This window comes from Streptomyces sp. NBC_00582 (assembly GCF_036345155.1).
Lineage (GTDB): Bacteria > Actinomycetota > Actinomycetes > Streptomycetales > Streptomycetaceae > Streptomyces.
The window spans coordinates 7,155,147-7,181,385 of the sequence record NZ_CP107772.1 but is presented as its reverse complement, the minus strand read 5'-3'; the positions used below and the strand labels follow the sequence as shown (position 1 = coordinate 7,181,385).

Annotated in this window: 25 protein-coding genes and 1 tRNA gene; 9 read left to right on the top strand and 17 right to left on the bottom strand. The window is 70.6% G+C overall.

Annotated features, from left to right (window positions below):
- Positions 1-363 precede the first annotated feature (363 nt).
- The 6 genes from OG852_RS32525 (at position 364) to OG852_RS32500 (ending at position 5,018) form a co-directional block, all read left to right on the top strand.
- On the top strand, positions 364-1,314 hold the full coding sequence (locus tag OG852_RS32525; RefSeq protein WP_133911689.1) for a hypothetical protein: 951 nt from the start codon (positions 364-366) through the stop codon (positions 1,312-1,314).
- A complete protein-coding gene (locus OG852_RS32520) occupies positions 1,311-2,183 on the top strand; it encodes a ThiF family adenylyltransferase (protein ID WP_133911688.1) in 873 nt (290 codons plus the stop codon). The genes OG852_RS32525 and OG852_RS32520 overlap by 4 nt, the downstream gene beginning before the upstream one ends.
- A gap of 9 nt (positions 2,184-2,192) precedes the next feature.
- The gene (locus OG852_RS32515; RefSeq protein WP_133911687.1) at positions 2,193-3,125 is read left to right on the top strand and encodes an AurF N-oxygenase family protein; all 933 of its coding nucleotides are present in this window, start codon (positions 2,193-2,195) and stop codon (positions 3,123-3,125) included.
- Positions 3,126-3,142: 17 nt separating this feature from the next.
- Positions 3,143-3,454: a DUF4873 domain-containing protein gene (locus tag OG852_RS32510; protein ID WP_330349823.1), complete on the top strand. Its 312-nt coding sequence runs from the start codon at positions 3,143-3,145 to the stop codon at positions 3,452-3,454.
- 74 nt (positions 3,455-3,528) lie between these two features.
- Positions 3,529-4,296, top strand: a complete 768-nt coding sequence (locus OG852_RS32505; RefSeq protein ID WP_133911685.1) for a dienelactone hydrolase family protein — start codon at positions 3,529-3,531, stop codon at positions 4,294-4,296.
- Between the two features lie 101 nt (positions 4,297-4,397).
- Positions 4,398-5,018 carry a TetR family transcriptional regulator gene (locus tag OG852_RS32500; protein WP_133911684.1) on the top strand — a complete coding sequence of 207 codons (621 nt, stop codon included), beginning with the start codon at positions 4,398-4,400 and terminating at the stop codon, positions 5,016-5,018.
- A 15-nt stretch (positions 5,019-5,033) separates the two neighbouring features.
- Here OG852_RS32500 and OG852_RS32495 read toward each other — a convergent pair whose 3' ends face one another.
- Entirely contained in the window at positions 5,034-6,728 is a 1,695-nt protein-coding gene (locus OG852_RS32495; RefSeq protein ID WP_330349822.1) for an AfsR/SARP family transcriptional regulator, read from the bottom strand.
- A 125-nt stretch (positions 6,729-6,853) separates the two neighbouring features.
- Between OG852_RS32495 and OG852_RS32490 the strand changes: the two genes are divergently transcribed.
- On the top strand, positions 6,854-7,411 hold the full coding sequence (locus OG852_RS32490) for an RNA polymerase sigma factor (protein WP_133911682.1): 558 nt from the start codon (positions 6,854-6,856) through the stop codon (positions 7,409-7,411).
- A 48-nt stretch (positions 7,412-7,459) separates the two neighbouring features.
- Here the strand turns inward: OG852_RS32490 and OG852_RS32485 are convergent.
- From OG852_RS32485 to OG852_RS32455, 7 genes are all read right to left on the bottom strand, one after another.
- Positions 7,460-7,532, bottom strand: a tRNA-Ala gene (locus OG852_RS32485).
- Between the two features lie 96 nt (positions 7,533-7,628).
- Positions 7,629-8,276 carry a histidine phosphatase family protein gene (locus OG852_RS32480; RefSeq protein WP_133911681.1) on the bottom strand — a complete coding sequence of 216 codons (648 nt, stop codon included), beginning with the start codon at positions 8,274-8,276 and terminating at the stop codon, positions 7,629-7,631.
- The gene (rsfS, locus tag OG852_RS32475; protein ID WP_133911680.1) at positions 8,273-8,719 is read right to left on the bottom strand and encodes a ribosome silencing factor; all 447 of its coding nucleotides are present in this window, start codon (positions 8,717-8,719) and stop codon (positions 8,273-8,275) included. The genes OG852_RS32480 and rsfS overlap by 4 nt, the downstream gene beginning before the upstream one ends.
- 79 nt (positions 8,720-8,798) lie before the next feature.
- Complete coding sequence (locus tag OG852_RS32470; protein WP_330349821.1) at positions 8,799-10,514, bottom strand: LCP family protein; 1,716 nt, start codon at positions 10,512-10,514, stop codon at positions 8,799-8,801.
- Positions 10,515-10,530: 16 nt separating this feature from the next.
- Positions 10,531-11,157: a nicotinate-nucleotide adenylyltransferase gene (gene nadD / locus OG852_RS32465; protein WP_133911678.1), complete on the bottom strand. Its 627-nt coding sequence runs from the start codon at positions 11,155-11,157 to the stop codon at positions 10,531-10,533.
- Between the two features lie 103 nt (positions 11,158-11,260).
- Positions 11,261-11,425: a hypothetical protein gene (locus OG852_RS32460; RefSeq protein WP_166663481.1), complete on the bottom strand. Its 165-nt coding sequence runs from the start codon at positions 11,423-11,425 to the stop codon at positions 11,261-11,263.
- 109 nt (positions 11,426-11,534) lie between these two features.
- Positions 11,535-11,687, bottom strand: coding sequence for a hypothetical protein (locus OG852_RS32455; RefSeq protein WP_166663480.1), 153 nt, complete (start codon positions 11,685-11,687; stop codon positions 11,535-11,537).
- Between the two features lie 144 nt (positions 11,688-11,831).
- Between OG852_RS32455 and OG852_RS32450 the strand changes: the two genes are divergently transcribed.
- Entirely contained in the window at positions 11,832-12,917 is a 1,086-nt protein-coding gene (locus OG852_RS32450) for a M48 family metallopeptidase (protein WP_330351536.1), read from the top strand.
- Positions 12,918-12,970: 53 nt separating this feature from the next.
- On the opposite strand, the gene OG852_RS32445 is transcribed toward OG852_RS32450, so the two are convergent.
- The 5 genes from OG852_RS32445 to proB all read right to left on the bottom strand — a co-directional run bounded on the left by OG852_RS32445 (position 12,971) and on the right by proB (position 17,948).
- On the bottom strand, positions 12,971-14,041 hold the full coding sequence (locus OG852_RS32445; protein WP_330349820.1) for an SCO2583 family membrane protein: 1,071 nt from the start codon (positions 14,039-14,041) through the stop codon (positions 12,971-12,973).
- Positions 14,042-14,141: 100 nt separating this feature from the next.
- Positions 14,142-14,714 (bottom strand): SCO2584 family spore wall biosynthesis protein, encoded by a 573-nt coding sequence (locus tag OG852_RS32440; protein ID WP_166663479.1) that lies wholly within the window; start codon positions 14,712-14,714, stop codon positions 14,142-14,144.
- A 91-nt stretch (positions 14,715-14,805) separates the two neighbouring features.
- A complete protein-coding gene (locus OG852_RS32435; RefSeq protein ID WP_133911675.1) occupies positions 14,806-16,092 on the bottom strand; it encodes a glutamate-5-semialdehyde dehydrogenase in 1,287 nt (428 codons plus the stop codon).
- A gap of 147 nt (positions 16,093-16,239) precedes the next feature.
- On the bottom strand, positions 16,240-16,695 hold the full coding sequence (locus OG852_RS32430; protein WP_133911674.1) for a hypothetical protein: 456 nt from the start codon (positions 16,693-16,695) through the stop codon (positions 16,240-16,242).
- 146 nt (positions 16,696-16,841) lie between these two features.
- Complete coding sequence (gene proB, locus OG852_RS32425) at positions 16,842-17,948, bottom strand: glutamate 5-kinase (RefSeq protein ID WP_133911847.1); 1,107 nt, start codon at positions 17,946-17,948, stop codon at positions 16,842-16,844.
- A gap of 236 nt (positions 17,949-18,184) precedes the next feature.
- On the opposite strand from proB, the gene OG852_RS32420 reads away from it, so the two are divergent.
- A complete protein-coding gene (locus OG852_RS32420) occupies positions 18,185-19,576 on the top strand; it encodes a polysaccharide pyruvyl transferase family protein (RefSeq protein WP_330349819.1) in 1,392 nt (463 codons plus the stop codon).
- Positions 19,577-19,600: 24 nt separating this feature from the next.
- Here the strand turns inward: OG852_RS32420 and OG852_RS32415 are convergent, their stop codons facing one another.
- The 4 genes from OG852_RS32415 to OG852_RS32400 all read right to left on the bottom strand — a co-directional run bounded on the left by OG852_RS32415 (position 19,601) and on the right by OG852_RS32400 (position 26,210).
- On the bottom strand, positions 19,601-20,830 hold the full coding sequence (locus tag OG852_RS32415; RefSeq protein WP_133911672.1) for a glycosyltransferase family 2 protein: 1,230 nt from the start codon (positions 20,828-20,830) through the stop codon (positions 19,601-19,603).
- A 173-nt stretch (positions 20,831-21,003) separates the two neighbouring features.
- Positions 21,004-23,094, bottom strand: a complete 2,091-nt coding sequence (locus OG852_RS32410) for a hypothetical protein (RefSeq protein WP_330349818.1) — start codon at positions 23,092-23,094, stop codon at positions 21,004-21,006.
- A 157-nt stretch (positions 23,095-23,251) separates the two neighbouring features.
- On the bottom strand, positions 23,252-24,751 hold the full coding sequence (locus tag OG852_RS32405; protein WP_133911670.1) for an SDR family NAD(P)-dependent oxidoreductase: 1,500 nt from the start codon (positions 24,749-24,751) through the stop codon (positions 23,252-23,254).
- A 226-nt stretch (positions 24,752-24,977) separates the two neighbouring features.
- A complete protein-coding gene (locus tag OG852_RS32400; protein ID WP_330349817.1) occupies positions 24,978-26,210 on the bottom strand; it encodes a hypothetical protein in 1,233 nt (410 codons plus the stop codon).
- Positions 26,211-26,239: the final 29 nt, after the last annotated feature.

The following is a 26,239-nucleotide window of genomic DNA, read 5'->3' as shown; positions in this document are numbered from 1 at the left end:
GCCGCCGAACCTGGAACCGAAGCCGGACCGAGAACGGGGCTCGAAACCGACCCCGGCCCAAGAGCCGAAGTCGGACCGGGCCCCGGATCGGGAGCCGGACCTGGACCTGGCCTCGGACCTGCACCCCGACCGAAGGCCGAACCTGGACCCGGCCTCGGGCCTGCATCCGGCCCGAGAACCGAACCCGGACCCGGGCCCGGCCTTGGGCCTGGACCCGGCCCGAGAGCCCGACCCGGACCCGGCCTCGGGCCAGCACCCGGCCCGAGAGCCGAATGCCGACCGGGCCCCGGGCCGAGAGTCGGGTTCTGGCCCGGCGGAGACCGCGTCCTTGCCGAGGGCCGCCGGTCGAAGGGAGGTGTCGGTATGAGTGCCCCGACCGTCGCCGGCGGAAGGGCGGTCGGTGGGGATCCGGTTCCGGGAGAGGACGCCCGCCGTGCCCGGTACGTCGCGCACGTGCTGGCGCTGCACGACCGGATGAGCTTCGCGGGGCTGCCCGAGGAGACCGAGCCGCTGTACCTCGCCCGCAGGCCCGACGGCCTCACCGTGCTCGCGGTGCCGCAGTCCCGGCTCCCCGAGCGCTACCGGCTGGCGATCTACGGCTTCCGGCTCGCCCAGTACCTCAGGTCCCGTTTCGCCAGCGACCGCGTGGCCTTCGCGCGCGGTCTGTTCGCGGAGCCGCTCGGCGTGGGCCACGGCGAGGAGATCCACCTCATCGGCATGGAGGAGCGGTCCGGGGCGATCCTGCGCTATGTGTCGGTGATCGGCACCACGGACCCCGCCCCGCTGCCCGTGACCCACCCGGACCGCGCCCGGTTCCCCTGCGAGGTCGCCCACGGCATCAACCTCTTCGACCACGTGCCCCTGGACGAGCCGGTGACGAGCCACGAGGTGTGGGAGGTCAAGCGGCTGATGCAGCGCCCCTCGGAGCGCGACACCTCCCCCGCCCGCCGGCTGCGGCTGTCCCTGGAGCTGATGCTCGGCTTCTACACGACGCTCGCCGGTCTGTCCCCGCAGCCGAGGCTCCTGGTCGGCGACGGCGAGGAGGGCCTGGCCGTACGGCGGCTGACGCGCAGTCTGAAGGACATCACCGTCATCGAGGGCACCCGCCCCTGCCTGCCCAAGGACGACCTGCTCTTCCCGGCGTACGTGGAACGCGCGGTCGTGAAGCCGTTCGTGGCCCGTGTCCCGCACGGCGAGGAACTGCAGCAGCTCGTGGGCTGGCTGTCCCGCGCGCTGGACGCGACGAACCCGCTGGCCGGCTTCCAGCAGCTGGTCGGCCAGGTCTCAGGAGAGATCCGGAGGGTGAGGATATGAGCACCACCACCGCGGCCCCCGCGCCGACGGTCCCCGCCGACGTCCCCGAGGACCCGGAGTCGTACTACCGGTCCCTCACCGAACGCAACCGCGGCCTGATCCCGGCCCCCGTGCAGGAGCGGCTGCGCACCGCCACGGTCCTGGTGGCCGGGTGCGGCTCGACGGGCGGCGCGGCCGTCGAACCGCTGGCCCGGCTCGGCACGGGCAACTTCGTGCTCGCCGAGCCCGGCACGTACGAGCTCAACAACCTGAACCGGCAGAGCGCCGGCCACACGGACATCGGCCGCAACAAGGCGGAGGTGGCCGCCGAGCGCATCCGGTCGGTCAACCCGTACGCCGGGATCCGCGTCGACACCGCCGGGATCCGCCCGGACGCCCCGGAGCTGCTCCTGGACGGGGTGGACGTGGTGGTCGACGGCGTGGACGTCACCACCCTGGGCGGCTGGCGGGCGAAGTACGCCCTGCATGTCGCGGCGGCCCGCCGCCGGCTGCCCGTGGTCTCCGGCTACGACCTGTCGGGCACCCAGCACGTGCGCCACTACGACTACCGCACCGAGTCCGTCCCGCTCGCGGGGGCGATCGCCGAGGACGACATCGCCGAGGACGCCCTGTGGACGCTGCTGCTGAGGGTGATCCCCCGCGAGATCGTCCCGGCCGATCTGATCGCCGATGTCACCGCGCACCGCTCGGAACCCGACTACAGCGTTCCCCAGCTCGTCTACGCGTCGCACCAGTTCGGTGTGCTCGCGGCCCGCTACGTGGTGGAGATCCTGGCCGGCCGGCCGGTCCGGGAGCAGATCACGGTGGACGTGCACCAGCTCGTCTCGGCGGACACCCCTTCCCATCCGACCCAGCCCACACAGGACTGAGGAGCCCCGATGACCACCGCAACCGACCGTCCGGGCCGCCGCTCGGAGGACCCCCTGGTCCGGCAGACCAAGAAGGCCGCGCAGCTGCTCATCGCGTCGGCCCGGCACTCCTACGACCCGCGCGTCGACGTCAACTGGGACGAGCCCCTGGAGGAGGGCAAGTGGTTCCTTCCCGAGAAGCGGATCTCGCTGTACGGGACGGAGCTGTACGACTCGCTGAGCCTGGAGCAGAAGCTGCTGCTCAGCCGTGAGGAGCTGGCGTCGTCGCTGGCGGCGGGCGTGTGGACCGAGCACATCCTGCTGCACCTGGTCTCGCGCTACGCCTACAAGCGGGACATCACCAGCCCTCAGGTGCAGTTCGCCCTGACGGAGGTGGCGGACGAGGTGCGCCACATGATCATGTTCGCCCGGCTGGTGGAGAAGACGGGGACCGAGTTCTATCCCCTCAACCCCAAGACCCAGCGCAGCGGGCTCCTGCTGAAGACGTTCGCGCCGGTGCCCGCGCTGTGGGCGATGCTGCTGCTCACCGAGGAGTTCTTCGACCGCTTCCAGCGTGAGCAGGCCGCCGACGAGACGGTGCAGCCACTGGTGCGCACGGTGGCCCGGATCCATGTCGTGGAGGAGGCCCGGCACATCAGCTTCGCCCGCACCGAGCTGGAGCGGTTCGTCCCGACGCTGTCCAAGCGGCGGCTTGAGCTGCTGCGCAACTTCCTGGCCGCCGTGGTCAAGTCCATCCGCCGGGACCGCTACAACCCGCTGATGTACGAGCGCGCCGGCCTGGACCCGAAGGCGGCCGTGGAGGCGGGCCGCTCCAACCCGATCAGCAAGGCCAACGGCGGCTACGGCGCCGAGCGGATCGCCCCCTACTACCAGTCGCTCGGTCTGATCGGCGGCCGCTCGGAGAAGGTGTGGCGCGAGGCCGGTTGGCTCAAGGACGCCTAGATTCAAGGGAGTTGACGGTGGAAGATGACGGTTACGAGGGTCTGGCGGTGCTCGTCGTGGAGGGCCGCACGGAGTTCACCCTGCGGGCCACGCTGACCGGCGGCTTCCAGCCGCTCGACGGCCGCTACCGCTGGTACGGACGGTTGGAGGCGCACGAGGAGCTGACCCGGCTGGTGGGCGACCGCAGCGCCGGAGTGGAACTGCGCACGGCCGAGGGCCATGCGGCGGGCCGTATCACCGAACCCGATCTGTGGAACCGGTACCGGATCGAGGGCACGAGTGTGCCCCCGTTCCGGGTTCCGTTCGGACTCGACGAGATCGAGCCGTAGAAAACCCGTTCTTTTCAAGAATCCCGCACGACCCGAAACAAAAAAGAAACAAACGCGACGGAGGCCCCCGGCCCATGTGCTTCGACGAAGACGCCGTTCCACCCGTACCGCAGATTCCGGATGCCGTGATCGAGAGCGGCTATCTGGAATTGACCGCACAGGACGGCAACACCTTCGCCGCTTTCTCCGCGGCCCCCGCCGGCGGCACCGGAACGGCCGTCGTGATCCTTCCCGACGTACGCGGCCTTTACGGGTTCTACACGGAGCTGGCGAAACGCTTCGCGGAGAACGGGGTACGGGCGCTGGTCATCGACTACTACGGACGGACGGCGGGCGTCGGAAAGCGGGCGAAGGACTTCCCGTACGCCCAGCACATGGCCAAACTCAGCCCTCGTGAGCTCTACGCCGACCTGGCCGCGGCCGTCGCCCATCTGCGCTCCGACGAGGGCGGCGCCGCGCGCGCCGTCCTCACCGCCGGGTTCTGCATCGGCGGCCGGCTCGCGGTGATGGCGGCGGCCGGCGGCCTGGATCTGGCCGGGGTGATCGGCTTCTACTGCTGGCCCGCCGACGGGCCCGACGGCTCCCCCGGACCGACCCGCCGGGCGGCCGACCTGGCCGCCCCGGTGCTGGCCCTGATGGCCGGGGACGACCCGGGCATCCCGGCGGCCCATGTGAGCGCTTTCGAGGAGGCCCTGGCCGCGGCCGGCGTCGACCACGAGGTCGTCACCTACCCGGGCACCCCGCACAGCTTCTTCGACGCCCAGCGCGACGCCTACGCCGACGCCTCGGCGGACGCCTGGCACCGGGTGCTGCGCTTCACCGCCCGCGTCGGCGCCGGCTGAGCCGTACCGGTATCGACCGGAACACATACGTATGGTTGGAATGAAAGTGCGTGTAACCTGGAAGGCCAAGCTGAAGGCGGTCCGACCCGGGAAGTGTGAACATGCCCACGACTCGTACGAGAACACGTCTGACGCAGCGTGAGCGGTCCGACGGCACCATCGAGGAACTGCTGCGCGCCGCTCGCACGCTCTTCGCCGAGCGGGGCTACAACGCGACGTCGCTGGACGCCGTCGTCGAGGCCGCCCATCTCACCAAGGGCGCCCTCTACCACCACTTCTCCGGCAAGCAGCATCTCTTCCGGGCCGTGTACGAGCGGGAGCAGAACCGGCTGGCCCACATCGTCGCCGAGGCCTACCTGGACGCCGCCGAGCCGGACTCCTGGGAGGCCGTGTACGTGGGCGCGCGGGCCTTCCTGGTGGAGGTCCTCGCCACCGACGTCCAGCGCATCAACCTGCTCGACGCGCCGGGCGCGCTCGGCACGGAGGAGATGCGGGAGATCAACACCGGCTGCGTGAAGATGATGGAGGAGGGCGTCCGGCGCGCCACGGAGAAGGGCGACATCGCCCCGCACTCCGTGACGTCCCTGACGCATCTGCTCTACGGCGCCCTGTGCGAGGCGGCGATGGCGGTGGCCCGCGCCGAGGACCAGCAACAGGCCCTCGACGCGAGCCTCACCGAACTGCGCCTCCTCTTCGACGCCCTGGCGGTCCCCCGCCGCTGACGTCCGCCGGGCCGGTCACCCGGGCCCGACGGCCCCGGCGGCCATCGCCTCCGCGAGGTCCGCGAGCGGCAGACACGGCCGTACGAGCGCCTGTTCCGCCGCCTCGCTCAGCGCCCGCGGAGTGCGGTGGCACAGCTCGATGATCCGGGCCACGGCCACCGGCTCGGCCGCCACCCGGCGCTCACCGAGGATCCCGGCCAGCATCCGCCGCGCCTGCTGGGCGCTCAGCTCCCGCAGCCGTACGGCACGCAGGCCGCCCAGACCGTCGAGGCGGCCGTCGTCGCGGGTGGTGACCAGCAGCGCCCCCGCGGACGGGCCCGGCAGCAGTGCCGCCAGCTGATCGGCCGAGGCGAGGTCGTCGAGCACCACGAGCACCCTCAGATCCCGCAAGACCTGCTGCCCGAACCCCACCGGATCGCTCTCCGCGCGCGGCACGGTCACCCCGAGGCTGCGCAGCACGGACCGCAGCACGTCGTCGGCGGACGGCGCCCGCTCCCGTTCCCGCACCGTGCGCGGGCCCGGAACCGGGACGGCTACCGGCTCGACCTGCCGCAGCACGGCCGTGGTCCGGCCGGTCAGCAGCGGGCGCGCCTGCCGCCGCTCGCCGCTGCCGCCGTGCAGGGCCACGAAGATCTGGCCGTCCGGGAAGCGGTGGGCGACCCGGTGGGCCCACTGGACCGCCAGGGCCGTCTTGCCGATCCCGGGCGGTCCCTCGATGACCCGTACGGGCGGACGGCCGTCGTCCGCCGTGACGAACCCGTCCAGCATGGCCAGCTCCTGCTCCCGGCCCACACAGCGGATCCCCCGCGGGAGCTGGCGCGGCACGGTCGGAGCCGCCTCGACGGCCGACTGCGCGGGCACCACCTCCCGGTCGCCGCGCAGGATACGGGCGTGCAGCTCCCGGGTCTGCGGGGCCGGATCCACGCCCAGCCGGTCGGCGAGCCTGCGGCGCAGGGCCTCGTACGCCTCGACGGCCTCGGCGCGCCGGCCGGAGCGGTGGAGCGCCGTCATGAGGTTGCGGATGACCAGCTCGTTGTCGGCGTGCTGGTCGGCGAGCGAATGCAGTTCGTCGAGGAGCCCGAGGTGGTCCCCGAGCCGCAGCTCGGCCTCATGGCATTCGACGAGGGCCGACACCCGCTCCCGTTCGAGCAGCCGGCGGGTCCGCTCGGCCCACTCGCCCTTGAGCCCGCCGAGCGCCCTGCCCTGCCAGGCTCCCAGCGCCTCCCGGAAGAGCCCCACGGCGGTGCGGGGGTCCTCGGTGGCCCGGGCGGCCGCCACGACCCGGCGGAAGCGGCGCAGGTCGACGCAGTCGGGGTCGACTTCCAGGGTGTAACCGCCATTGCGGCGGCGGATGGTGGCTTCCTGTCCCTCCTGTTCGTTTCCGTTGTTCTCCAGGGCGCCGCGCAGCCTGGATATATAGGAATGAATCATGTTCCGCGCCGACTGCGGCGGTTCGGCGCCCCAGGCCCGGTCGATGAGTTCGTCGGGCATGACGACCTCATTTGCACTTACGGCGAGCATTGCAAAGATGCAACGCTGTCGCGCCTGTCCGAGTTCCACCGCGCTTTCCCCCGCGGCCCGATACTCCACAGGCCCCAACAACTGAACAAGAACCACGCTGCCACTCCCCCGGGTGTGCGCTGTCTCTGATCGTCGCGCCCCGAAGCATCGACTTCGTACTGACGAACGAACATCGTCACTATGAGGCATTTCTTGATTTTCACTGAACGACGTCCTCCACGCCCGTAGAACGCGCGCATGAATGCGTCAAGGTTTCCGCCACCGCGCCCGCCGAGGGTGTCCTCACGACCACGACCTCGCCTGCGGGAGCTGCTGTGACGCGCACGTCGTCCGACACTTGCACCGACGACACTGGCACCGAGAAGTACCGTGACCACCGCCGCTGGGCCCTGGTGCTCGCCGAGCGCGAGCGGCTGCTGCGCCTGGCGAAGGCCCGGCTGGGCCGCTCGGCGGACGCCGAGGACTGTGTCCAGGAGGCCATGATCCGCGCTGCCACGTTCGAGGCGCTGGACGAGTCCCGGGTGGCCGCGCTGCTCACCACGATCACTCTGCGGCTGTGCGTGGACCATCAGCGCGGCGCCCAGCGCGACCGCCGGCTCGCCGGCCGGGCCCATCTGCTGCACCGCACCGATCCGGACACCGGCTCGGAGGTGGAGTTCCGCACCTGCGAACGGGCCGCGGGGGCGTGGCTGCTGACCCAGGTGCCGGGGCTGGGCCGGCGGGAGCGCGAGGTGCTGCTCGCGCGGGCGCGCGGGCTGAGCACCGCCGAGACGGCGACGGCCCTGGCGATCACGTACAAGTCGGCGGAGAGCGCCTTCACCCGGGCCCGCAGCCGGCTGCGCAGCGTGTACCACGAGGAGATGGCCCGCTGAACGCGAAGATCCCGTCCGATCGACCGATCGGACGGGATCCCGTCGCTGTGGAGCTAAGGAGAATTGAACTCCTGACCTCCTGCATGCCATGCAGGCGCTCTACCAACTGAGCTATAGCCCCATCTGTTCTCCCCGCTCCGGCGGGCCGAACAAGAAGAACTCTAGCCTGCGACCTGCCGGAAAGTGAAATCCGGGGGCCGGGCCCGCCCCGGGCCGCTCAGTCGTCGTCGCCGAGCACCGGCTCCGGCAGGGTGCCGGCGTTGTGCTCGAGCAGCCGCCAGCCGCGGGCGCCCTCGCCGAGGACGGACCAGCAGCAGTTGGAGAGGCCGCCGAGGCTCTCCCAGTGGTGCGCCTCCAGGCCGAGGAGACGGCCGATGGTGGTGCGGATGGTCCCGCCGTGGCTCACGACGACGAGCGTCCCGTCCTCCGGAAGCTTGTCGGCGTGCCGCAGGACCACGGGCGCGGCACGGTCGGCGACCTCGGTCTCCAGCTCGCCGCCGCCGCGGCGGACCGGCTCGCCGCGCTTCCACGCCGCGTACTCCTCGCCGTACCGGGCGACGATCTCCTCGTGGGTCAGCCCCTGCCACTCGCCCGCGTACGTCTCGCGCAGGGCCTCGTCGTGGGTGACCTCCAGGCCGGTGAGCGCGGCCAGCTCGGCGGCCGTGCGCGCGGCGCGCGAGAGGTCGGAGGCGACGATGGCGTCCGGCTTGAGGGAGGCCAGCAGCCGGGCGGCGCGGCGGGCCTGGGCCACACCGGTCCCGGTCAGCTCGACGTCCGTGGTGCCCTGGAACCGGCGCTCCACGTTCCACGCGGTCTGGCCGTGCCGCCACAGGATGACGCGCCGGCCCCGGCCGGGGGCGCTCACCGCAGGTCCCCGAACTCGGCGGTGTCGTCCTCCTCGGCCCGCAGCTTGGCGTACTCCGCGGCCTTGCCCTTGGTGGCCTGCGCGTCCTCGGGCAGCTCCAGCTCGGGGCAGTCCTTCCACAGCCGCTCCAGGGCGTAGAAGACACGCTCCTCGCTGTGCTGGACGTGGACGACGATGTCGACGTAGTCGAGCAGGACCCAGCGGGCCTCGCGGTCGCCCTCGCGGCGCACCGGCTTGGCGCCGAGCTCCTTCTGCAGCCGTTCCTCGATCTCGTCGACGATCGACTTGACCTGGCGGTCGTTGGGCGCGGAGGCCAGCAGGAAGGCGTCCGTGATCGACAGCACGTCGCTGACGTCGTAGGCGATGATGTCGTGCGCGAGCTTGTCGGCAGCCGCCTGGGCGGCGGTGGTGATGAGCTCGATGGAGCGGTCGGTGGCGGTCACTGCGTGGCTTTCCGTCGGCGGTCGTTTGCCCTCAAGGGTCTCACGGACCGCCGACGGCCCCCCACGCGATTAAGTGCCGCTACGACGACGAGGGCTCGTAGTCCCGGCCGAGGACGACCGACACGTCCGCGTTCCCGGCGACCTTGCCCTTCTTCACGGTGCTGGTGGGCAGGCCCAGGGTCTTGGCGACCTCGGTGGCGTTCTCCTTGTCGGCGGCGTCCGCGTACAGCACCTGGGAGGTGGCCTGCGCGGCCGAGGCCGTGCCGCCGTCCAGGAAGGTGAAGCCGCCGTTGAGGAGCACCACGCGCGCGTCCTCGGTGTCGGACTTGGTGCCGCCGGCGTTCTGCAGGGACACGCTGACGGCGGCGTCCTTGTCGGGGCTCTTCGCGGTGCCGCCGAGGACGTCCTTGACGACGCTCGCGCTGTCCTCGGCGCTGAGCGTGCCGTCGGCCTGGACCGGCAGCAGGGCGGTCTTGTAGGCGCCGCCCTTGGCGAGGTCGGAGAGCTTGGCGAGGAAGGTGCCGAGGTCCTTGTCGGTGAGGGAGGGGTCGAGGATCTGGGCGAGTGTCTGGACGGTGGTCGTCGCGGCGGACGCGTCGGAGGACACCTTGCGCAGGATGCCCTGCATCACCTGGCCGAACCGCTCCAGTTGGGCGTTCTGGGCCTCGCCCGAGGCGCGGTAGGTGGCGTAGGCGACGGCCATCTTGCCGCTGAGGGTCTGGTCCTCGCCCTTGTTGACGAGGGGCGCCTGGCCCTTCTTCTTGGCGGCCGGGTCGGGCACGTCGGTGTCGGTGTCGACCTCGATGTTGCCGACGAGGTCGACCAGATTCTGGAGATAGGGGGTGTCCAGGCGCCAGGTGCCCTCGATGTCGGTGCCGAGGACGGTGTCGAGCGCGTCCCGGGTGCCGTCGGAGCCGTCGTCGTCGACGGACTTGGCGAGGGTCGTGGTGGTGCCGTCGGTGTCGGTGAGGACGAGCGAGTTGGGCAGCAGGACGGTGGTGCCCCGCTCGGTGGTGGTGTTGTCGACGAGCAGCGCGGTGCTGGTGCCGCCGCCGGAGGTGTTGTGGAGGTGGACGACGATCACGTCGCGCTTCTGGGCGGCGCTCGCGGTGGTGGTGCCCGCCTTGGAGCCCGAGGACGACGACAGTCCGGGCAGCTTCCCGGCGAACCAGAGGTAGCCCACGCCGCCGACCGCGACGAGGGAGAGGACCACGGCGAGGGCGACGAGCCGGCCGCGGGCGCGGCGCTTGGCCTCCTCACGGCGCTCGGTGCGGTTCTCGGTGAAGTTCAGCCAGTCGATGACGTCCTCGGAGTCGCCGTCGGGCTCCTCCACGAACGCGAACTGCGCGGTGTGGTACTCCCGTCCGTCCCCTTCGGGTGCCCCGTCCCCGGCCCGCTCGTCCACCTCGTCCTCGGCCGGGCCGGCCTGCTGCGGGATGTACGCGGTCTGCTCGGCGGTACGGGGCTGCTCGGCGCTGGGCTGCCGGCCGCCGGCGACGGTCTGCCCGTAGGGGTCGTAGGGGGCGGCGGTACCCGTGTCGTACGGGGCGTAGCCGGCGCCCGTCTGCTGGGCCGCGGTGGTGTACGGGTCGTAGGGGGGCGTCTGCTGCCCCTGGGCGTACGGGTCGTACCCGTAGCCCTGCTGGTGCTGGTGCCCCTGCTGCCCGTACGGGTCGTAGCCCTGTTGCTGCGGCTGGGAGGGCGTGACCTGCCGGTAGATCGGCTGCCCGTACTCGTCGTAGCCGACGAGCTCGTACGGGTCGGTCCCGTACCCCGCGTCGTATCGGTCGTTCACCGGTACCCCTCTCGGCTCACTCGCCGCGGTACAGCTCGCGCTTGTCGATGTAACGCACGACTCCGTCCGGCACCATGTACCAGATGGGGTCGCCCTTGGCGACTCTCGCACGGCAGTCCGTCGAGGAGATGGCGAGCGCGGGAACCTCCACGAGGGAGACGCCGCCCTCCGGCAGGCCGGGGTCCATGAGGTGGTGGCCGGGCCGGGTGACCCCGATGAAGTGCGCCAGGGAGAACAGCTCCTCGCTGTCGCGCCAGGTCAGGATCTGGTCGAGGGCGTCGGCGCCGGTGATGAAGAAGAGGTCCGTGTCGGGGTTGAGGGCCCGCAGGTCGCGCAGGGTGTCCACGGTGTAGGTGGGGCCGCCGCGGTCGATGTCGATCCGGCTGACGGAGAACTGCGGGTTCTCCGCCGTCGCGATGACCGTCATCAGGTAGCGGTCCTCGGCCGGGGAGACCCGGCGGTGGCTCTTCTGCCAGGGCTCACCGGTCGGGACGAACACGACCTCGTCCAGATGGAACTGCGCGGCGACCTCGCTGGCCGCCACGAGGTGTCCGTGGTGGATCGGATCGAACGTTCCGCCCATGACGCCCAGGCGGCGCTTGCCCGGGTTCGACGGGCCGGTAGGCATGTCCTGCTCTCCCATGCGTGCAGACCCTACCGGCCCGTCCTGAGGACACCGGCCCGCCGATGCCCGATGTGCACCGGTATCCACCGCGGTATGAACCCCGGTATGAACACGGAGTGCCTCAGCGGTCGCGGTTGAAGCGCGTGGTGACCCAGAGCAGGAGCATCAGGATGATGAACGCGCCACCGCCGGTGAGCAGGGGGTTCAGGCTCTCGTGGTTGCCACCGTGCTCCTCGCCCTCGGCGGCGAGGGTGACCAGCTGGGCAGCGGCGCTGTGAAGGCTCATCTTCGGGACGACCTATCCGGTGTGGGCGGGATAAAGATGTCGGCCCATGGTAAGCGGGGCGCTCGGCGGCGATCACGCCGACTCCGCCATCGGGAACCTTCGCGCGGGCTCAGTCGTCCTTCCGCTTGTAGCCCCGCAGCAGGAACCACGCGGTGAGCGCACAGCCCAGGATCATCACGATCAGTACGACACGGAGAAGGTTCCCCGCCCCCTGCTGTCGGGCGGCCTCGGTCAGCCAGACGGCCGCGGGGTACTGCTCCATGGTTCGGGACTCCTTCGGTGTGGTGCCCGTCCACGGTAACTCCGCCTAGGCTGGGCTCTGCTTCGGGGGCGCAAAGGGCCGCACAAGGGTCCGCAAAGGGCGGATCGCACGACGAGGGCCACACAGACGCACATGGGGGAGTACATGTCCGACGACGGCCGCCAGAACAACGGCTCCGAGAACGTGCCGAGCAGGCAGCGCAAGCGGTTCCCCGGGATCTCCTCGCGCGCGTACGAGCACCCGGCCGACCGCTCCGCCCTGGTGGCGCTGCGCAAGCTGAGCGGTTTCGACACGGTGTTCAAGGCACTCAGCGGGCTGCTGCCCGAGCGGAGCCTGAGGCTGCTGTTCCTGTCCGACTCGGTGCGGGTCTCCGACCAGCAGTTCACGCACCTCAACGACATGTTGCGGGACGCCTGCTACATCCTGGACCTGGAGAAGGTCCCGCCGATGTACGTCAACCAGGACCCGCAGCCGAACGCGATGTGCATCGGCCTGGACGAGCCGATCATCGTGGTCACCACCGGTCTCGTCGAGCTGCTCGACGAGGAGGAGATGCGGGCCGTCGTCGGCCACGAGGTCGGGCACGCCCTGTCCGGGCACGCCCTGTACCGCACGATCCTGCTGTTCCTGACGAACCTGGCGGTCCGGGTCGCCTGGATCCCCCTGGGCAGTATCGCGATCATGGCGATCGTCACGGCGCTGCGCGAGTGGTTCCGCAAGTCGGAGCTCTCCGCCGACCGCGCGGGTCTCCTCGTCGGCCAGGACCTGAAGGCCTCGATGCGCGGCCTGATGAAGCTTGCGGGCGGCAACCATCTGCACGAGATGAACGTGGACGCGTTCCTGAAGCAGGCCGAGGAGTACGAGGCGGGCGGCGACCTGCGCGACTCCGTCCTGAAGATCCTGAACGTCCTGCCCCGTTCGCACCCGTTCGCCACGGTCCGCGCGGCGGAGCTGAAGAAGTGGGCCGGGTCCCGCGACCACCAGCGGATCATGGACGGCCACTACCCGCGCCGCGACGAGGACAAGGACGCCTCGGTCTCCGACTCCTTCCGTGAGTCCGCCTCGCACTACGCGACCAACATCAAGACCTCCAAGGACCCGCTGATGAAGCTGGTCACCGACATAGCGGGCGGCGCGGGCGGCCTGGGCGGCCGAGTCCGCCGGGGCTTCGACGGCTTCACGAGCACCCCGCCGAACGACGAGGAGCCCCCGGCGGAAAGCGCCCCCTGAGGGGCGCGGGGACTGCGCGACCAGCCCCCACCGGACCCACAGCCCAGAACGGCTCACACCTTCGGCTCGGACCCAGCGGCCAGCACCCCGCACAACCCCACCGCAGTCCCGTCCGCATAAGGATCCGTCCCGGCCGGACCGCCCGCCCTGGCGGTCTGGCCGGCCATCAGCGGCCGCAGATGGTTCGTGGAGTCCTCCGCACAGGACAGCGGCCCCGCCTGCACGGTCGCCGAGACGAGCTGTGTCTGCCGGGTCCGCAGATCCTCCCGGTCGAAGCGGAACAGCAGCTCACGCCGCACGGTGAAGAGAGAGACCTGCTCCTTCGCCCCCGTGCCGGCCGGCCGCACCGCGTAGACGAAGGTGTGCTCCGCGGTGACCTCCAGCGTCGCCGAGTCGGTCTCGACGGCCGTCAGCGTGCCCTGGACGCGGATCCTGCGGTCGGCCAGCTCGGTGCGGGCGGGGTCGAAGCGCACCAGCCAGCCGGTCGCCGCGTGCCGCCCGTCCGCCGCCGGCTGGCTGAAGCTCTCGTCGAACTGGTCGAGCTGTCCGGGATCGATCAGCCCGCGCACCGGCTGCACCTCCTGCCCGGTGAGGACCTCCGGGTAGAGGGAGGACCGCACCAGATACTCCTTGGCCGTGATCAGGGCGGTGACGACCTGGCTGTCGGAGAAGTGCGCGGTGCGCCGGGCGGGGGGCAGCGGGATCCCCTTGGCGCCGACCCGGAACTGCGCGGCCGGGCTGTGGGCGAACAGCGCCTCGGAGTCGGCCAGACCGGGCACGAGGCCCTGCGGGGCGAGGGGGACGACGGTCATCCGCAGCGGATCCACGGCCCGGCGCGTCACGGAGCTCTGGTACGGGTTGCGGACGCCCATGTAGATCGCGGTGCCGAAGGCGACGGCGATCAGCAGGACCAGGACGAGGGCCTGCCGGGACAGCCCGCGGTGCAGGGGCGGGCGGCGGCGTACGGCGGGCGCGTGGTCGGCCATGCGTTCCAGGGCCGAGTACTCCTGCAACCGGGCAGCACGGACGAACGATTCGTCGAACACGACGGATCGGTACTCGTCCTCGCCACCTCCGGGAGCTCCCTCGGGTGTCCCCTCCGGTGGGTCGCCAGGCCCGCCCATACCTTCAGGGTAGGTCGCGCGGGGCTCGGGTAAACGCCCTGCCGCACGACAAGTTCTGACAGGTTCTCACCAGGTTCGGCGTGCCGAACGGGCCCTCTCGTCAGGGAGTGCGGGGCACCGCCGAGACAGGTGGCCGGGAGTATGCGGCGGAGGCGGAGGGCGACGCCGTGCCGCCCTGCTCCAGCCCGGTCGAGGCGGGCGTCGGCACCTGGTCCCGGCTGCCGGCGGAGGAGCCCCGGTAGACGGCGGCGAAGGCCAGCACGACCATGCCGACGCCCATGACGACGGCGAGCACCCAGGCGACGGGGCGGTGCCAGCGGACCTGTTTGCCGTACGGCCCGAAGAGGCCGTGGTGGGCGTCGGGGTCGTCGTCGTCCAGGTCGTCGAAGTCGGGATCATGGCCGAATTCGCCGGGTCCCCCGGGACCGTACGCGTCGTCGTAGCGGTCGCCGCGGGCACGGGCACGTCGGGCCTCCGCCTCCGAGGCCTCGGCTCTCGCCTCGGCGGCGGCCAGGAGGCGCTCCACGGCGGACGGCTCGTGTACCACGGCCGCCCGTACGAAGGCCTCGTCGAAGACCACGGAGGCGAACTCTTCGTCCGACACCCCGCGGTCGTGGTCGTCGTCGGGCTCCCAGCCGTCAGGGAACGGCGTGCCCCCCACGTCCTCCGGCACGGATCCAGAGTAGACCTGGGGGTTCAATTTGGGCAGACGGTACGGAAATTCATCCGCCAGATGAGACGCCTTTCACGGCACCCCGTCCGGGTCAGCGCCGTACGTGACCGTCGCCCGTGACGATGTACTTGGTGCTGGTCAGCTCCGGCAGGCCCATGGGGCCCCGGGCGTGCAGCTTCTGGGTGGAGATGCCGATCTCCGCGCCGAAGCCGAACTGGCCGCCGTCGGTGAACCGGGTGGAGGCGTTCACCGCGACCGTGGTGGAGTCGACCAACTGGGTGAAACGGCGGGCGGCCTGCTGCGAGGTGGTGACGATCGCCTCGGTGTGGCCGGAGGTCCACAGCCGGATGTGCTCGACGGCCCTGTCGAGGGAGTCGACGACGGCGGCGGCGATGTCGTAGGAGAGGTACTCGGTCTCCCAGTCCTCGGCCGTGGCCTCCACGACGGTCGCCCGGGAGTCCTTGGCGTACGCCATGACCCGCTCGTCGGCGTGGACGGTGACCCCGGCCTCGGCGAGGGCGTCCAGGGCGCGCGGCAGGAACTCGGGGGCGATGTCCTGGTGGACCAGGAGGGTCTCGGCGGCGTTGCAGACGCTGACCCGCTGGGCCTTGGAGTTGATCAGGATGTCGATCGCCATGTCGAGGTCGGCCTGGGCGTCGACGTAGACGTGGCAGTTGCCGGTGCCGGTCTCGATGACGGGGACCTTGGACTCCATGACCACGGTCTGGATGAGGGAGGCGCCACCGCGCGGGATGAGGACGTCGACCAGGCCGCGGGCGCGCATCAGCTCGTGCACGGACTCACGGCCCTCGCCGGGTACGAGCTGGACCGCGTCGGCGGGCAGCCCGGCGCCGCCGACGGCGTCCCGCAGGACGCGGACGAGCGCGGTGTTCGACTCGTAGGCGGAGGCGGAGCCGCGCAGCAGGACCGCGTTGCCGGACTTCAGGCAGAGCGCGGCGGCGTCCACCGTCACATTGGGGCGGGCCTCGTAGATGATGCCGACGACGCCGAGCGGGACGCGGACCTGGCGCAGGTCGATGCCGTTGGGCAGGGTGGAGCCGCGGACGACCTCGCCGACCGGGTCGGGCAGCGCGACGACGTCCCGCACGTCGGAGGCGATGGCCCGCACCCGCTCCGGGGTGAGGGTCAGCCGGTCGACGACGGACTCGGCGGTACCGGCCTCGCGGGCCCTGGCGATGTCCTTGGCGTTGGCCTCGACGATCTCACTCGTACGGACCTCCAGCGCGTCCGCGATGGCGAGCAGCGCGTCGTCCTTGGCGGCCCGGGGCAGGGGCGCGAGGTCGGCGGCGGCGGCCTTGGCACGGTAGGCGGCCCGGGTGACCGGGGACATGGCGTCGTACGGTGAGAGCGTGGTCATACGGGAAGGGTAGTGCGCCACACGAAAGGGGCCCCGCTCCGTCCACGAGCCGTCCCACACACCGAGACGCACCCGACGGAACGGGCGCCCCGACAGGACAGGGGCGGCCGACCCGGAGCGCGGACACCCACCCGGGGGCCGCAGGTCTCAGTAGGGGTGGACGCCGACGGGGCTGGCCGGGGGTGGGCCGTAGCCCTCGGCGATGCGTTGGTGGTAGGTCTCGCGGTCGATCACCTCGAGGCCGACGATCTCCCAGGGCGGAAGCCGGGAGGTGCGCCGGTGCTCGCCCCACAGGCGCAGCGCGACGGCGGCGGCGTCGTGGAGGTCGCGGGCCTCCTCCCAGTAGCGGATCTCCGCGTGATCGCCCGCGTAGCGGCTGGTCAGGAGGAAGGGGTGGTCGTGGGCGAGCTGTTCGAGGGCGCGGCGGACCTCCCCCAGCGGGGCCTCCTCGCCGGAGACGCTGAGGGTGACGTGCCAGAGCCGGGGCAGGTCGGCCGGGCCCTCGTACCGCTCCCCCGCCGCCACGCTGGTGAGCGTGCGTTCCTCGCCCGACGCGCCGGTACTCCCACGGGTCGCTGCCACCCCAGGGCGTACTCGTCTCACGACGGCCTCCTTTGCGCAGCGCTCGTGCGGCTGGTCTCCCTGAGACAAAGTTGAGCAGGCCGCACGGCTCCATGGGGCGGTTTCACGGAACGTCCCCCACCGGTACGGACCGTTCGGGGCGGTCGGCAGACAGCCGTTCGACGGCCTCAGGGCTGGAGGATCACCAGGTCGTCGCGGTGGACGACCTCCCGCTCGTACTCCGCGCCCAGCTCGCGCGCCAGCTCGCGGGTGGACCGCCCGATCAGCAGGGGGATCTCCTTGGCGTCGAAGTTGACGAGTCCGCGGGCCACCGCGTGTCCGGCGGTGTCGCGCAGCTCGACGGGGTCGCCCGCGCTGAACTCGCCCTCGACAGCGGCGATCCCGGCGGGCAGCAGCGACGTGCGGCGCTCCACGACCGCGCGGACCGCGCCGTCGTCCAGGGTGAGCGACCCCTGCGGGGTGGAGGCGTGCTGGAGCCACAGGAGCCGGTCGGCGGAGCGTTTGCCGGTGGGGTGGAAGTAGGTGCCGGTGTCCCCGCCGGCGAGGGCGTCGGCGGCGTGGACGGCGCTGGTGAGGACCACGGGGATGCCGGCGCCGGTGGCGATCCGGGCGGCCTCGACCTTGGTGACCATGCCGCCGGTGCCGACGCCCGCCTTGCCGGCGCTGCCGATCTCGACGTGCGTGAGGTCCTCGGGGCCGCGCACCTCGGCGATCCGTGAGGTGCCGGGCCTGCTGGGGTCGCCGTCGTAGACGCCGTCCACGTCGGACAGGAGCACCAGCAGGTCGGCGTGGACGAGGTGGGCGACGAGGGCGGCCAGGCGGTCGTTGTCGCCGAAGCGGATCTCGTCGGTGGCGACGGTGTCGTTCTCGTTGACGATCGGGAACGCGCCCATCGCGAGGAGCTTGTCCAGGGTGCGCGAGGCGTTGCGGTGGTGGGCGCGACGGCTCATGTCGTCGCTGGTGAGCAGCACCTGCCCGACGCGGACGGCGTAGCGGGCGAAGGAGGCGGTGTAGCGGGCGACGAGGAGGCCCTGGCCGACGCTGGCGGCGGCCTGCTGGCGGGCCAGGTCGCGGGGGCGGCGGCGCAGGCCCAGCGGGGCGAGTCCGGCGGCGATGGCGCCGGAGGAAACGAGGACAATCTCACGTTCGCCGCCGCTGCGGCTCTTGGCGAGGACGTCGACGAGCGCGTCGACACGGTCGGCGTCGAGTCCTCCGGCGGCGGTGGTCAGCGACGAGGAGCCCACCTTGACGACGATCCTGCGGGCCTCGCCCACGGCCTGCCTTGCCCCTGCCACCTTGCTCTTCGTCCCCTCGCGCGGCTGAACCGACTCCCCTCGCAATCTACGCGAACGTGCCCCGGGGCCGCGCGCGAGTTCCACTCCCCGGACGATCCGTCCGCGTAGCCGTTCGCTCACTCTTTGCGTACGGCAAAAGGGGTGTACGGGTTCCACATGGAATCTGAAGGGAATACAAATTTATTTTGAAGTTTGTGTCACCTACAGTTCGCCCTGTGAAGCGCATACTCCTCAGGTCGGGGAAGAGCCCCTTCGACGTGGTCCCCGTCGAGGAAGCCCTCCACCGCGACGTTTTCGCCACCAACTCCGGCAACCTGATCTTCAGTGACGCCACACACAAGATCCTCAGTGTGCCAGGCAGGGCGGAGGTGGTGTCCAACGGCATCGCCACCCAGGTCAACGCCGCAGCGCGGATCAACGAGGAGTACGACGCGTTCGTCGTACCGCTGGCCAACGCCTTCCGGCCGACGTTCGAGGCACCGCTCAAGCGGCTGACCCAGCTCATATCGAAGCTGAAGATCCCCGTCGTGGTGGTCGGCGTCGGCGCGCAGGCCGGTCTGGACAACGACCCGGCGCGGCTGAAGTCCATGGAGTCCACCGTGCGGGACTTCGTCTCCGCCGTGCTGGACCACAGCGCCTCCATCGGTGTCCGCGGCGAGTTCACCGCGAAGTACCTCACCGACATGGGATTCCGGGACGTCGAGATCATCGGCTGCCCGTCGCTGTTCATGTACGGCGACACGCTCGAGGTGACCAAGCGGGTGGCGGCCATCACCCCCGAGTCGAGGATCTCGACCAACGGCTCGCACACCGCGGTGCGCGGCGGCCTGAGCAAGATCCTCAAACGGGCCCATGAGCGCTACCCCCACCTGCGCTACATCGGGCAGAACCTCACCGACGCCCGCCAGCTGCACTGGCGTGACGTCGACTCCCCGGCCGGCCGGATCCGCGAGATGCCGACCCACCCCGACCACCCGATGTACCGGGAGGACAAGGTCCGGGTGTACATCGACCCGGTCACCTGGATCGACGACCTCAAGGAGTTCGACTACTCCTTCGGCTCGCGCATCCACGGCAACATCGCTGCCCTGCTGGCGGGCACGCCGGCCACCGTGCTGGCCTTCGACTCCCGCACGCTGGAGCTGTGCCGCTACTTCGAGATCCCGCACCGGCTGCTGAACGAGGTCCCGGAGGGTCTCGACCCGGCCGAGCTGTACGAGGAGGCCGACTTCGGTGCCCTGACGGGCAACCACCGGGAGCGGTTCGACCGGTTCACCGCGTTCCTGGACAAGAACGGGCTGGAGAACACCTTCACGCACGGCGACGGCGGCAAGGCCTTCGACAAGCAGCTGCGTGCCCTGCGCTTCCCGGCGGGCGTACGTCCCTGGATCGACGCGGACATCGCCTCGCTGACGAGCCGGTTCGGCTGGCTCCAGCAGCGCATCACCGAACTGGACGCCCACAACACGCAGTTGAAGCGGGAGCTGGCGAAGTCCCGGGCGGGAGCGAAGGCAGCCGCCAAGGCCGCCGCCTCGGCCGTCCCGGCGCCCTCGATCTACCGCCGCGCCCGCCGTGTCATGGGCCGGGCCCTGAAGCCCGCGAAGTAGCCCCCTGGGCGTCGGGGACGACGCTCAGGCCGCCACCCGGCCCCCCTGTCCGGTGACCCGCTTCTTCAGCCGCCCCAGCTTGCGCCGCACCTTGCGGGTCGCGCCGCGCAGGAAGGTCTCGGCCGGCGTCTGGCGCCAGCCCGGGTACGCCTTGGCCTCGCGTGGTTCGGCGAGGTAGACGCGGTCGGGGACGCCGGCCTTGCGGGAGCGGTAGCCGGGGTAGGCCAGGTAGAGCTGGGTGCCGCCCTTCTTCAGGACGGCCCTGGGCTCGCTCTTGGCCTTCATGAACTCCAGGACCTCCACCAGCAGGTCCGGGCGCTGCATGGCCACCAGCTGCAGCCGCAGCCGCTCGTGGACCTTCAGGCGCTGGGCGACGCCCTCGTTCCAGTACGCGTCCATCAGCGGCTGGGCCAGCTCGAACTTGGTGCGCCGGATCGTCTCGTCCTGCCGGAGGAAGACCGGTCCGAACTGCGGCAGCAGCGTGACGAGGAAGGGGCGGACCATCAGCACGTCCCGCTTGGGGCCGGGCGGCAGCATCCGCTCCAGCAGGCCCATCAGGGCGCGCGCGGAGTCGAAGCGCAGCTTGTAACTGCCGGTCTTCGTCACGTGCTTGCCGTCGTCGCGGCCCACCAGGTAGTAGCAGGTGTGGTCGGCGACGATGGAGACGCCGTCGGCCCGCAGATAGGCCTCCATCGTGAACAGCGCGTCCTCGCCGGTCCACAGGGACTCGTCGAAGCGCATCCCGTGGCGCTCCAGGAACGCGCGGCGGAACAGCTTCTGGGCGCTGAGCGTGAACTTGATGTTGGAGGAGAAGACGTCCGTACGCTCGCGGTTCTTGCCCCACATCGACTTGGGCGCGTTGCGGTTGACGCCCTCGACCTTGCCGAGGCACACGTCGGTGCCGTTGCGGTCGGCCATGGCGACCATCCGCTCCAGGGCCTCGGTGCCCAGCCGGTCGTCGGCGTCCAGGAAGAACACGTACCGCCCGGTGGCCTTGGCCAGGCCGACGTTGCGCGGGCCGCTGGGGCCGCCGGAGTTCTCCTGCCGGATCACGGTGACCGGCATGGGGGCGCGGGCGGCGAACTCCTCCAGGTAGTCACCGGTGCCGTCCTGGGAACCGTCGTCGACGGCGACGACCTCGATCCGCGCCGGGTCCAGCGTCTGCGCCTCGACCGAGGCCAGGCATTCGACCAGGTACGGCATCGCTTCGTACGCCCCGATGATCACCGTGACGTCAGGCTGCGCAAGAGTCACTTTTCCCTCTCATCACGCAACGGTTCCCCCTTTTCAACATTCCAGCTAACCGATAGACGGTTGATACGGGAAACGGGTTGTCCCGCCCGGGGAAGGTGTTCCACATCACAGAATGCCGAAAAGCCCGGTTCCCGGAGAGCCGTCTCCGGGAACGGGGCTTCGCGGCGCGGGCCTCAGACGGCCGTCACACCATGGGGCAGTCCCGCGTCGTCGCCGGTCGTCGCGTCGGCCGCGCCGTCCAGGGCGGCGGCCCGGGACGCCTGACCGACGTTGCGTGCCTCGGCCTTCAGGGCGAGGTCCGCGACGGCGGTGTTGAACTGCTCGAGGGAGGTCGGCTCGTCGGGGCCGAGCAGATACTCCTTGAGCTCCTTGCGGTCCTCGGCCAGCGGGTCGGCGGCCGGGTCGCGCACCGCGTCGAGCAGCTGGTCCAGCTCCGCGGCGGAGTTGGTGAGGATCACGGCCGCGCGCACCGCGGTGTTCTGCCGGCGGAACTCCTCCGCGCCGAGCTCCGCGGAGTCCGTGACCGCGTACGGCTTGCCGCTCGCGATGAAGTCGGACACCACGCTGGAGATGTCGGAGACCATCGCCTCGGAGGCGTTGAAGCAGTCGTACAGACGCGGTTCGGCGCCGGTGATCACCCGGTGCTCGAAGTCGGGGAAGCTCCGCCAGTAGGCCTCGTTCCACTCGGCGCGCAGCCGGGCCGCCTCTTCGTGCTTGCGCATGTCAACAATGCCGTCGCGGCTGGTCACCGCTTCGTCGGCCTTCTCGTCGAAGGAGAGCGAGAGGTCTTCCAGGCGGGCCTTCAGCCGGATCAGGTCGGTCTTCGCCTTGCCCTGGGCCACCGCGTCGCCCCGGAAGCGGGAGTCCGCGGCGCGCTGCTCGGCGGCCTTCTTGATCAGGGCGGTGATCCTGCGGTGCGCTGCCCCGGCCGCCGCGCTGCGGGTGCCGGTGAACGGGTGCGGCTTGTACAGGACGCGGACCGGGGGCTCGGCGGCGACCAGCTTCTTCACGATGTTCTCGCCGGCCAGCAGGATCGAGGTGTTGCCCGGGTTGTCGTCCCAGCCCTCCCAGGTGGGCGCGTACAGCACGGTCGGGATGCGTTCCTCCGGCGCACCGGCCCAGGTCTGGATGGGCGCGAGCTGCGGGCGGCCGACCTCGACGATGTCCTCGTCGCGGATGCCGACGTCGGCGATGGCGTAGCGGTCGCGGCCGGCCCGGCCCGCGGTCCACACCTCGTCGTAGACCTTGCTGAACGGGTTGACGCTGGCGAGCTTGTCGCTGTCGCCGTGGCCGATGAAGACGTGCTTCATGGTGGGCACGCGCAGCATGTGGATGTTCTTGCCGACGTTCGCGGCGTACAGCGTGACCCGCACCATGGAGAGGTCCATGTTCATCAGGTGCACCCCCCCGGGCACGCAGATGACGGGGACCGTGGTGGGCGCCATCCGCTCCAGCACGGAACGCTCACGCAGGATGATCAGGGGCCGGGAGTCGAGCTGCTCCATCGTCTCCAGCCACATGTTGACCTGGTAGGCGGACTCCTTGGAGCCGGAGAAGTACAGCACGGTCTCCGGGCGGTACTCGCGCAGCCAGGCGCTCACCGTGGACAGCACCTTGTCCGGCCTGGGCGGCAGCCGGCGGGCGCGCAGGTGCGGCACCAGCAGGGCGACGTAGAGCGCGCCGAGGACGAGGGTGACGCCGACGCCGACGTACCCGGCGAGGTCGGTGCCGGAGAGGGCGTAGACGAGCAGGCCGGCGACGGCCGCGAGGTCCAGGTGGAGCATCTTCCGCCCGGCCCCGCTCAGCAGGGAGCGCGGCGGGGCGTCCGGGATGGTCAGCCGGGAGGCCAGGTCGACGTTGCGGGTCACGACCGGCATCTGGCGGCGCTTGCCGATCAGCGTGACCAGGGCGCCGTGCGGGGCCTGGAGACCGAAGAAGAGGGTGAAGCAGGCGATCGCCGCGTAGAAGACCGGCTCCTCCGACAGGTCGAGCCTGGCCAGCAGCAGGATGAGCAGCAGCTCGCGGACCAGGAACCGGGTGGACAGACCCGCCCTCACCTTGTTCAGCAGGGTGATGAGGTAGGTGCCCTTGCGGTGGAGATAGAGGTCCGCCAGGTACGTCACGGCGGCCACGGCGGCGAAGGCGGGGGTGCTCGGGACGAGCGCGGCCAGCATGAGGCAGGGGTAGCCCAGCATCATGAGGACCGCCGCGGCCAGCTCGGCCGCGCTGCCCACCCGGGCCACGCGAATGGCAGTGGATATCACGGAGAAACCTGCTCTGGGGAGGGTGCCGGTCATAGAAGCCTAAAAGTCCGGAAAATCCTTTGTGAAGGACCCTGGATTCTTACGCTTCAGGCCTCTGTGAATTCTCCGTAAACAGGGAGCCACAGAGGCCTGAAATTCGATGGCTATTTGCGGTTGATTATGCCACGCCGTCCTGTCGGTCGAGCACCGAGGCCAGGGCCTGCTCGAAGCCGGAGGCCTCACCCGCGGCGGCCGTGGGGTCCTGCTGGCGGACGTCGATGACGTGCCCGGTGAGCTCGGAGAGGAGGACGTCGAGCGAGGTGCGGGCGACGGCCTCGGAGGAGAGCAGGCTGCCCGCCGGCTCCTGCCCGAAGGCCTTGGTGCGCATGGGGGTCGCCGTGCGCTCCGGGTTCACGCAGTTCACCCGGATGCCGTCGGCGGCCCACTCGTCGGACAGCGCCTGGGTGAGGTTCACCATGGCGGCCTTGGTCGAGGAGTAGAGGCTGTACTCGGCGCGGCCGCGGGTGTAGCTGCTGGACGTGTACAGCAGCAACTGCCCCTTGGTCTCGGCGAGGTACTTGTAGGCCGAACGGGCGATCTGCACCGGCGCGAGGTAGTTCACCTTCAGCGCTTCCTCGATGGTCGCGTTGTCCGTCTCGGCCAGCTTGCCGATGCGCAGCACCCCGGCGGTGTTGACGACGTGGTCGATGCGCCCGGTCTCGCTGTAGGCCTTGGACAGCGCGTCGTCGACCTCCTCCGGGTTCTCCACGTGCGTACCGGTGGTGGAGCGGCCGAGGGCGTACACCGTGGCGCCGTAGGACTCGGCCAGCTCGGCGATGTCCTTGCCGATGCCGTAGGAGCCGCCGAAGACGACGACGGTCTTGCCGGTCAGCAGCTCGCGGTAGACCTCCTCGCCGTTCTGCTCGGGGGCGGCGGTGGAGGCGAGCTGGAACAGCTTGTCCGCGATGAAGACGTCGACCGGCTGAGTGACCTTCATGTTGTACTCGTCACCCGCGACGACGTGGATCGGCACGTCCGGCAGGTACCTGAGGACGACCGTGCAGTCGTCCGTGGCCTGGAAGTTGGGGTCGCCGGCCGCCACCTCGTAGGCGCGGCGGATGGTGGACAGCTTGAAGGCCTGCGGGGTCTGGCCGCGGCGCAGCCGGGAGCGGTCCGGGATCTCGGTGATGAACTCGCCGTCCTCGCCGTGCGTCCGGGTGACGATGATGGTGTCGGCGGAGGGGATGGCGACGTCGACGGCCTGGTAGCGCTGCAGGGCGGCCACGCAGTCATCGATGACGCGCTGGGAGAGCAGGGGACGTACGGCGTCGTGGAAGAGGACGTTGAGGTCCTCGCCCTCGGCCAGGCCCTCGCCCAGGGCGGCGATGGCCCGTTCGGTGGTCTCGTTGCGGGTGGTACCGCCCTCGATGATCCTCGAGACCTTCTTGAACCCGGCCTTGGCGACGATCTTCTCGATGTCGGGCACGTAGCCCGGCGCCATCAGCACGATGACGTCGTCGACGGAGTCGGCCTTCTCGAAGGTGGTCAGGGTGTGCTCGATGACGGCCTTGCCTGCGATCTTCAGCAGCTGCTTGGGGATCGACAGACCCACGCGCTGGCCGGTACCACCGGCCAGGATCACTGCGGTCGTACGGGGCTTGGCTATGTGCTGGGACACCAGAAGACCTACCTTGGGGCGACAGGGAACGGGGAAATGGTCCCACTTGCGGTTACCGCGATGCAAGGTGAGCGCCCTTCACTGCATATGTGCGCGCCACCCGCCATTCACCTTGAACCGCTGGTGATTGGTAAGACGTGTGCGGGACCATGAGGATGCTCCCTGGAAATCCTGTGAGTAACTCCACAGGGGCTGGGTGATACCTGAGAGTAACGATGAGCGATGTTCAGCGACGCCGCAGCCGCCTGAGGCAGCGATGTCCGAGAACTCTCACCAGTTCCCTGGAGGAGGTCTGGTGCACTCCGCGCGCGGCGGAGCGGGCCGGGGCGGCCTCCGCCACCGCGGCGAGCGCCCCGTACAGGGCCTGAGCGGCCACCTCGGGAGCCATCCGCGGCTCCTGCACGCTCTCACGGCCGGCCGGTTTCGGCACGGCGGACAGCAGCTTCGGATCGCCGAGGACGCGTACGCCCATTGCGGTGATGCGTTCGGCCATCTCGGCGCCGATCCCGGCGGCCGCCTCCACCGCCCAGGCGGGCGTGGAGATCTTCACGTCCTGTGACGTCGGGCTGCACGCGTTCTTCATATGCATGACGGCGCCGTTGCGGATAAGTTTCGAATAAAGCTCGTCCGGCAGGCCATTGCCCCGGAATTCTTTATTGAGATTCCGCAGCATTTCGGTCTCGGCGAGGGTAAGAGAGCGATTTGCGGTGTCCGGAACCGGCTGGAGCAGACGGGCCGGAAGACCGAGCAGCGCCTCGAAGGTGCGCATGAGCCCCTCGCGGTCGCGGTCGTCCACCACGACGACGGTGACCCGGTCGGCACCGACCACCCGCACCCACCGCTCGACCAGCCGGTCGTGCCGGTGCCGCCGCCAGAAACTCGGGTTGGGCTTCTCGTACGGCGCCTTGCGGAGCATGTGCTCCAGCCACTCCTCGTAGCCCATGCGCAGCCCGTTCTGCACGTACTGCTGCCACTGCGAGGGCATGATCTTCGCCAGCGGCCGCAGGGTGACGAGGACGTGCACGCGGTCACCGCCGAGCTGCTCGACGACCCGCTCGATGGTGGCGTCGTCCGGCGCGTCGGCGAAGAACTCGCTGCTGATCACTGAGGTCTTCGGGCCAGTGGCCGCGACCTGCTCGACGAGCTGGAGCCAGTGCCGCTCGGTGGGCGTGGTGTCACCGATCATCCCGCCCCGCGAGCAGGCCGCGAGGACGGCCTGCATGGGGTGTCTGCTCGTGGCGGGGAAGGCGACGCCGTACTCCGGCAGTCTCTCCCTGGCTCCGAAGAGGGCGCCCTGGATCGAGGTGGTCCCGGTCTTGTGCGGGCCGATGTGCAGCAGGCGGGTGCCGGCGGGCAGCGGGGCCGGTGGCGCGGTCGGCGCGGTCCGCTGCGCGGGCATGGCCGCGAGTTCCGCGCGGGAGTTCACCGCGGCGTCGTCTCTCGTACAGTCGGTCTCCATGGTCAAGGGACGGTAAGAGATGTTCCTTA

Bases quoted from the DNA above. Each gene is read 5' to 3' on its own strand.
- OG852_RS32505 (WP_133911685.1), top strand. From the start codon at position 3,529: ATGTGCTTCGACGAAGACGCCGTTCCACCCGTACCGCAGATTCCGGAT.
- OG852_RS32495 (WP_330349822.1), bottom strand. From the start codon at position 6,728: ATGCCTCATAGTGACGATGTTCGTTCGTCAGTACGAAGTCGATGCTTC.
- OG852_RS32400 (WP_330349817.1), bottom strand. From the start codon at position 26,210: ATGGAGACCGACTGTACGAGAGACGACGCCGCGGTGAACTCCCGCGCG.
- OG852_RS32455 (WP_166663480.1), bottom strand. From the start codon at position 11,687: ATGGAGCAGTACCCCGCGGCCGTCTGGCTGACCGAGGCCGCCCGACAG.
- OG852_RS32515 (WP_133911687.1), top strand. From the start codon at position 2,193: ATGACCACCGCAACCGACCGTCCGGGCCGCCGCTCGGAGGACCCCCTG.
- nadD (WP_133911678.1), bottom strand. From the start codon at position 11,157: ATGGGAGAGCAGGACATGCCTACCGGCCCGTCGAACCCGGGCAAGCGC.
- OG852_RS32450 (WP_330351536.1), top strand. From the start codon at position 11,832: ATGTCCGACGACGGCCGCCAGAACAACGGCTCCGAGAACGTGCCGAGC.
- OG852_RS32525 (WP_133911689.1), top strand. From the start codon at position 364: ATGAGTGCCCCGACCGTCGCCGGCGGAAGGGCGGTCGGTGGGGATCCG.
- OG852_RS32435 (WP_133911675.1), bottom strand. From the start codon at position 16,092: ATGACCACGCTCTCACCGTACGACGCCATGTCCCCGGTCACCCGGGCC.
- OG852_RS32500 (WP_133911684.1), top strand. From the start codon at position 4,398: ATGCCCACGACTCGTACGAGAACACGTCTGACGCAGCGTGAGCGGTCC.
- OG852_RS32460 (WP_166663481.1), bottom strand. From the start codon at position 11,425: ATGAGCCTTCACAGCGCCGCTGCCCAGCTGGTCACCCTCGCCGCCGAG.
- OG852_RS32520 (WP_133911688.1), top strand. From the start codon at position 1,311: ATGAGCACCACCACCGCGGCCCCCGCGCCGACGGTCCCCGCCGACGTC.
- OG852_RS32445 (WP_330349820.1), bottom strand. From the start codon at position 14,041: ATGGGCGGGCCTGGCGACCCACCGGAGGGGACACCCGAGGGAGCTCCC.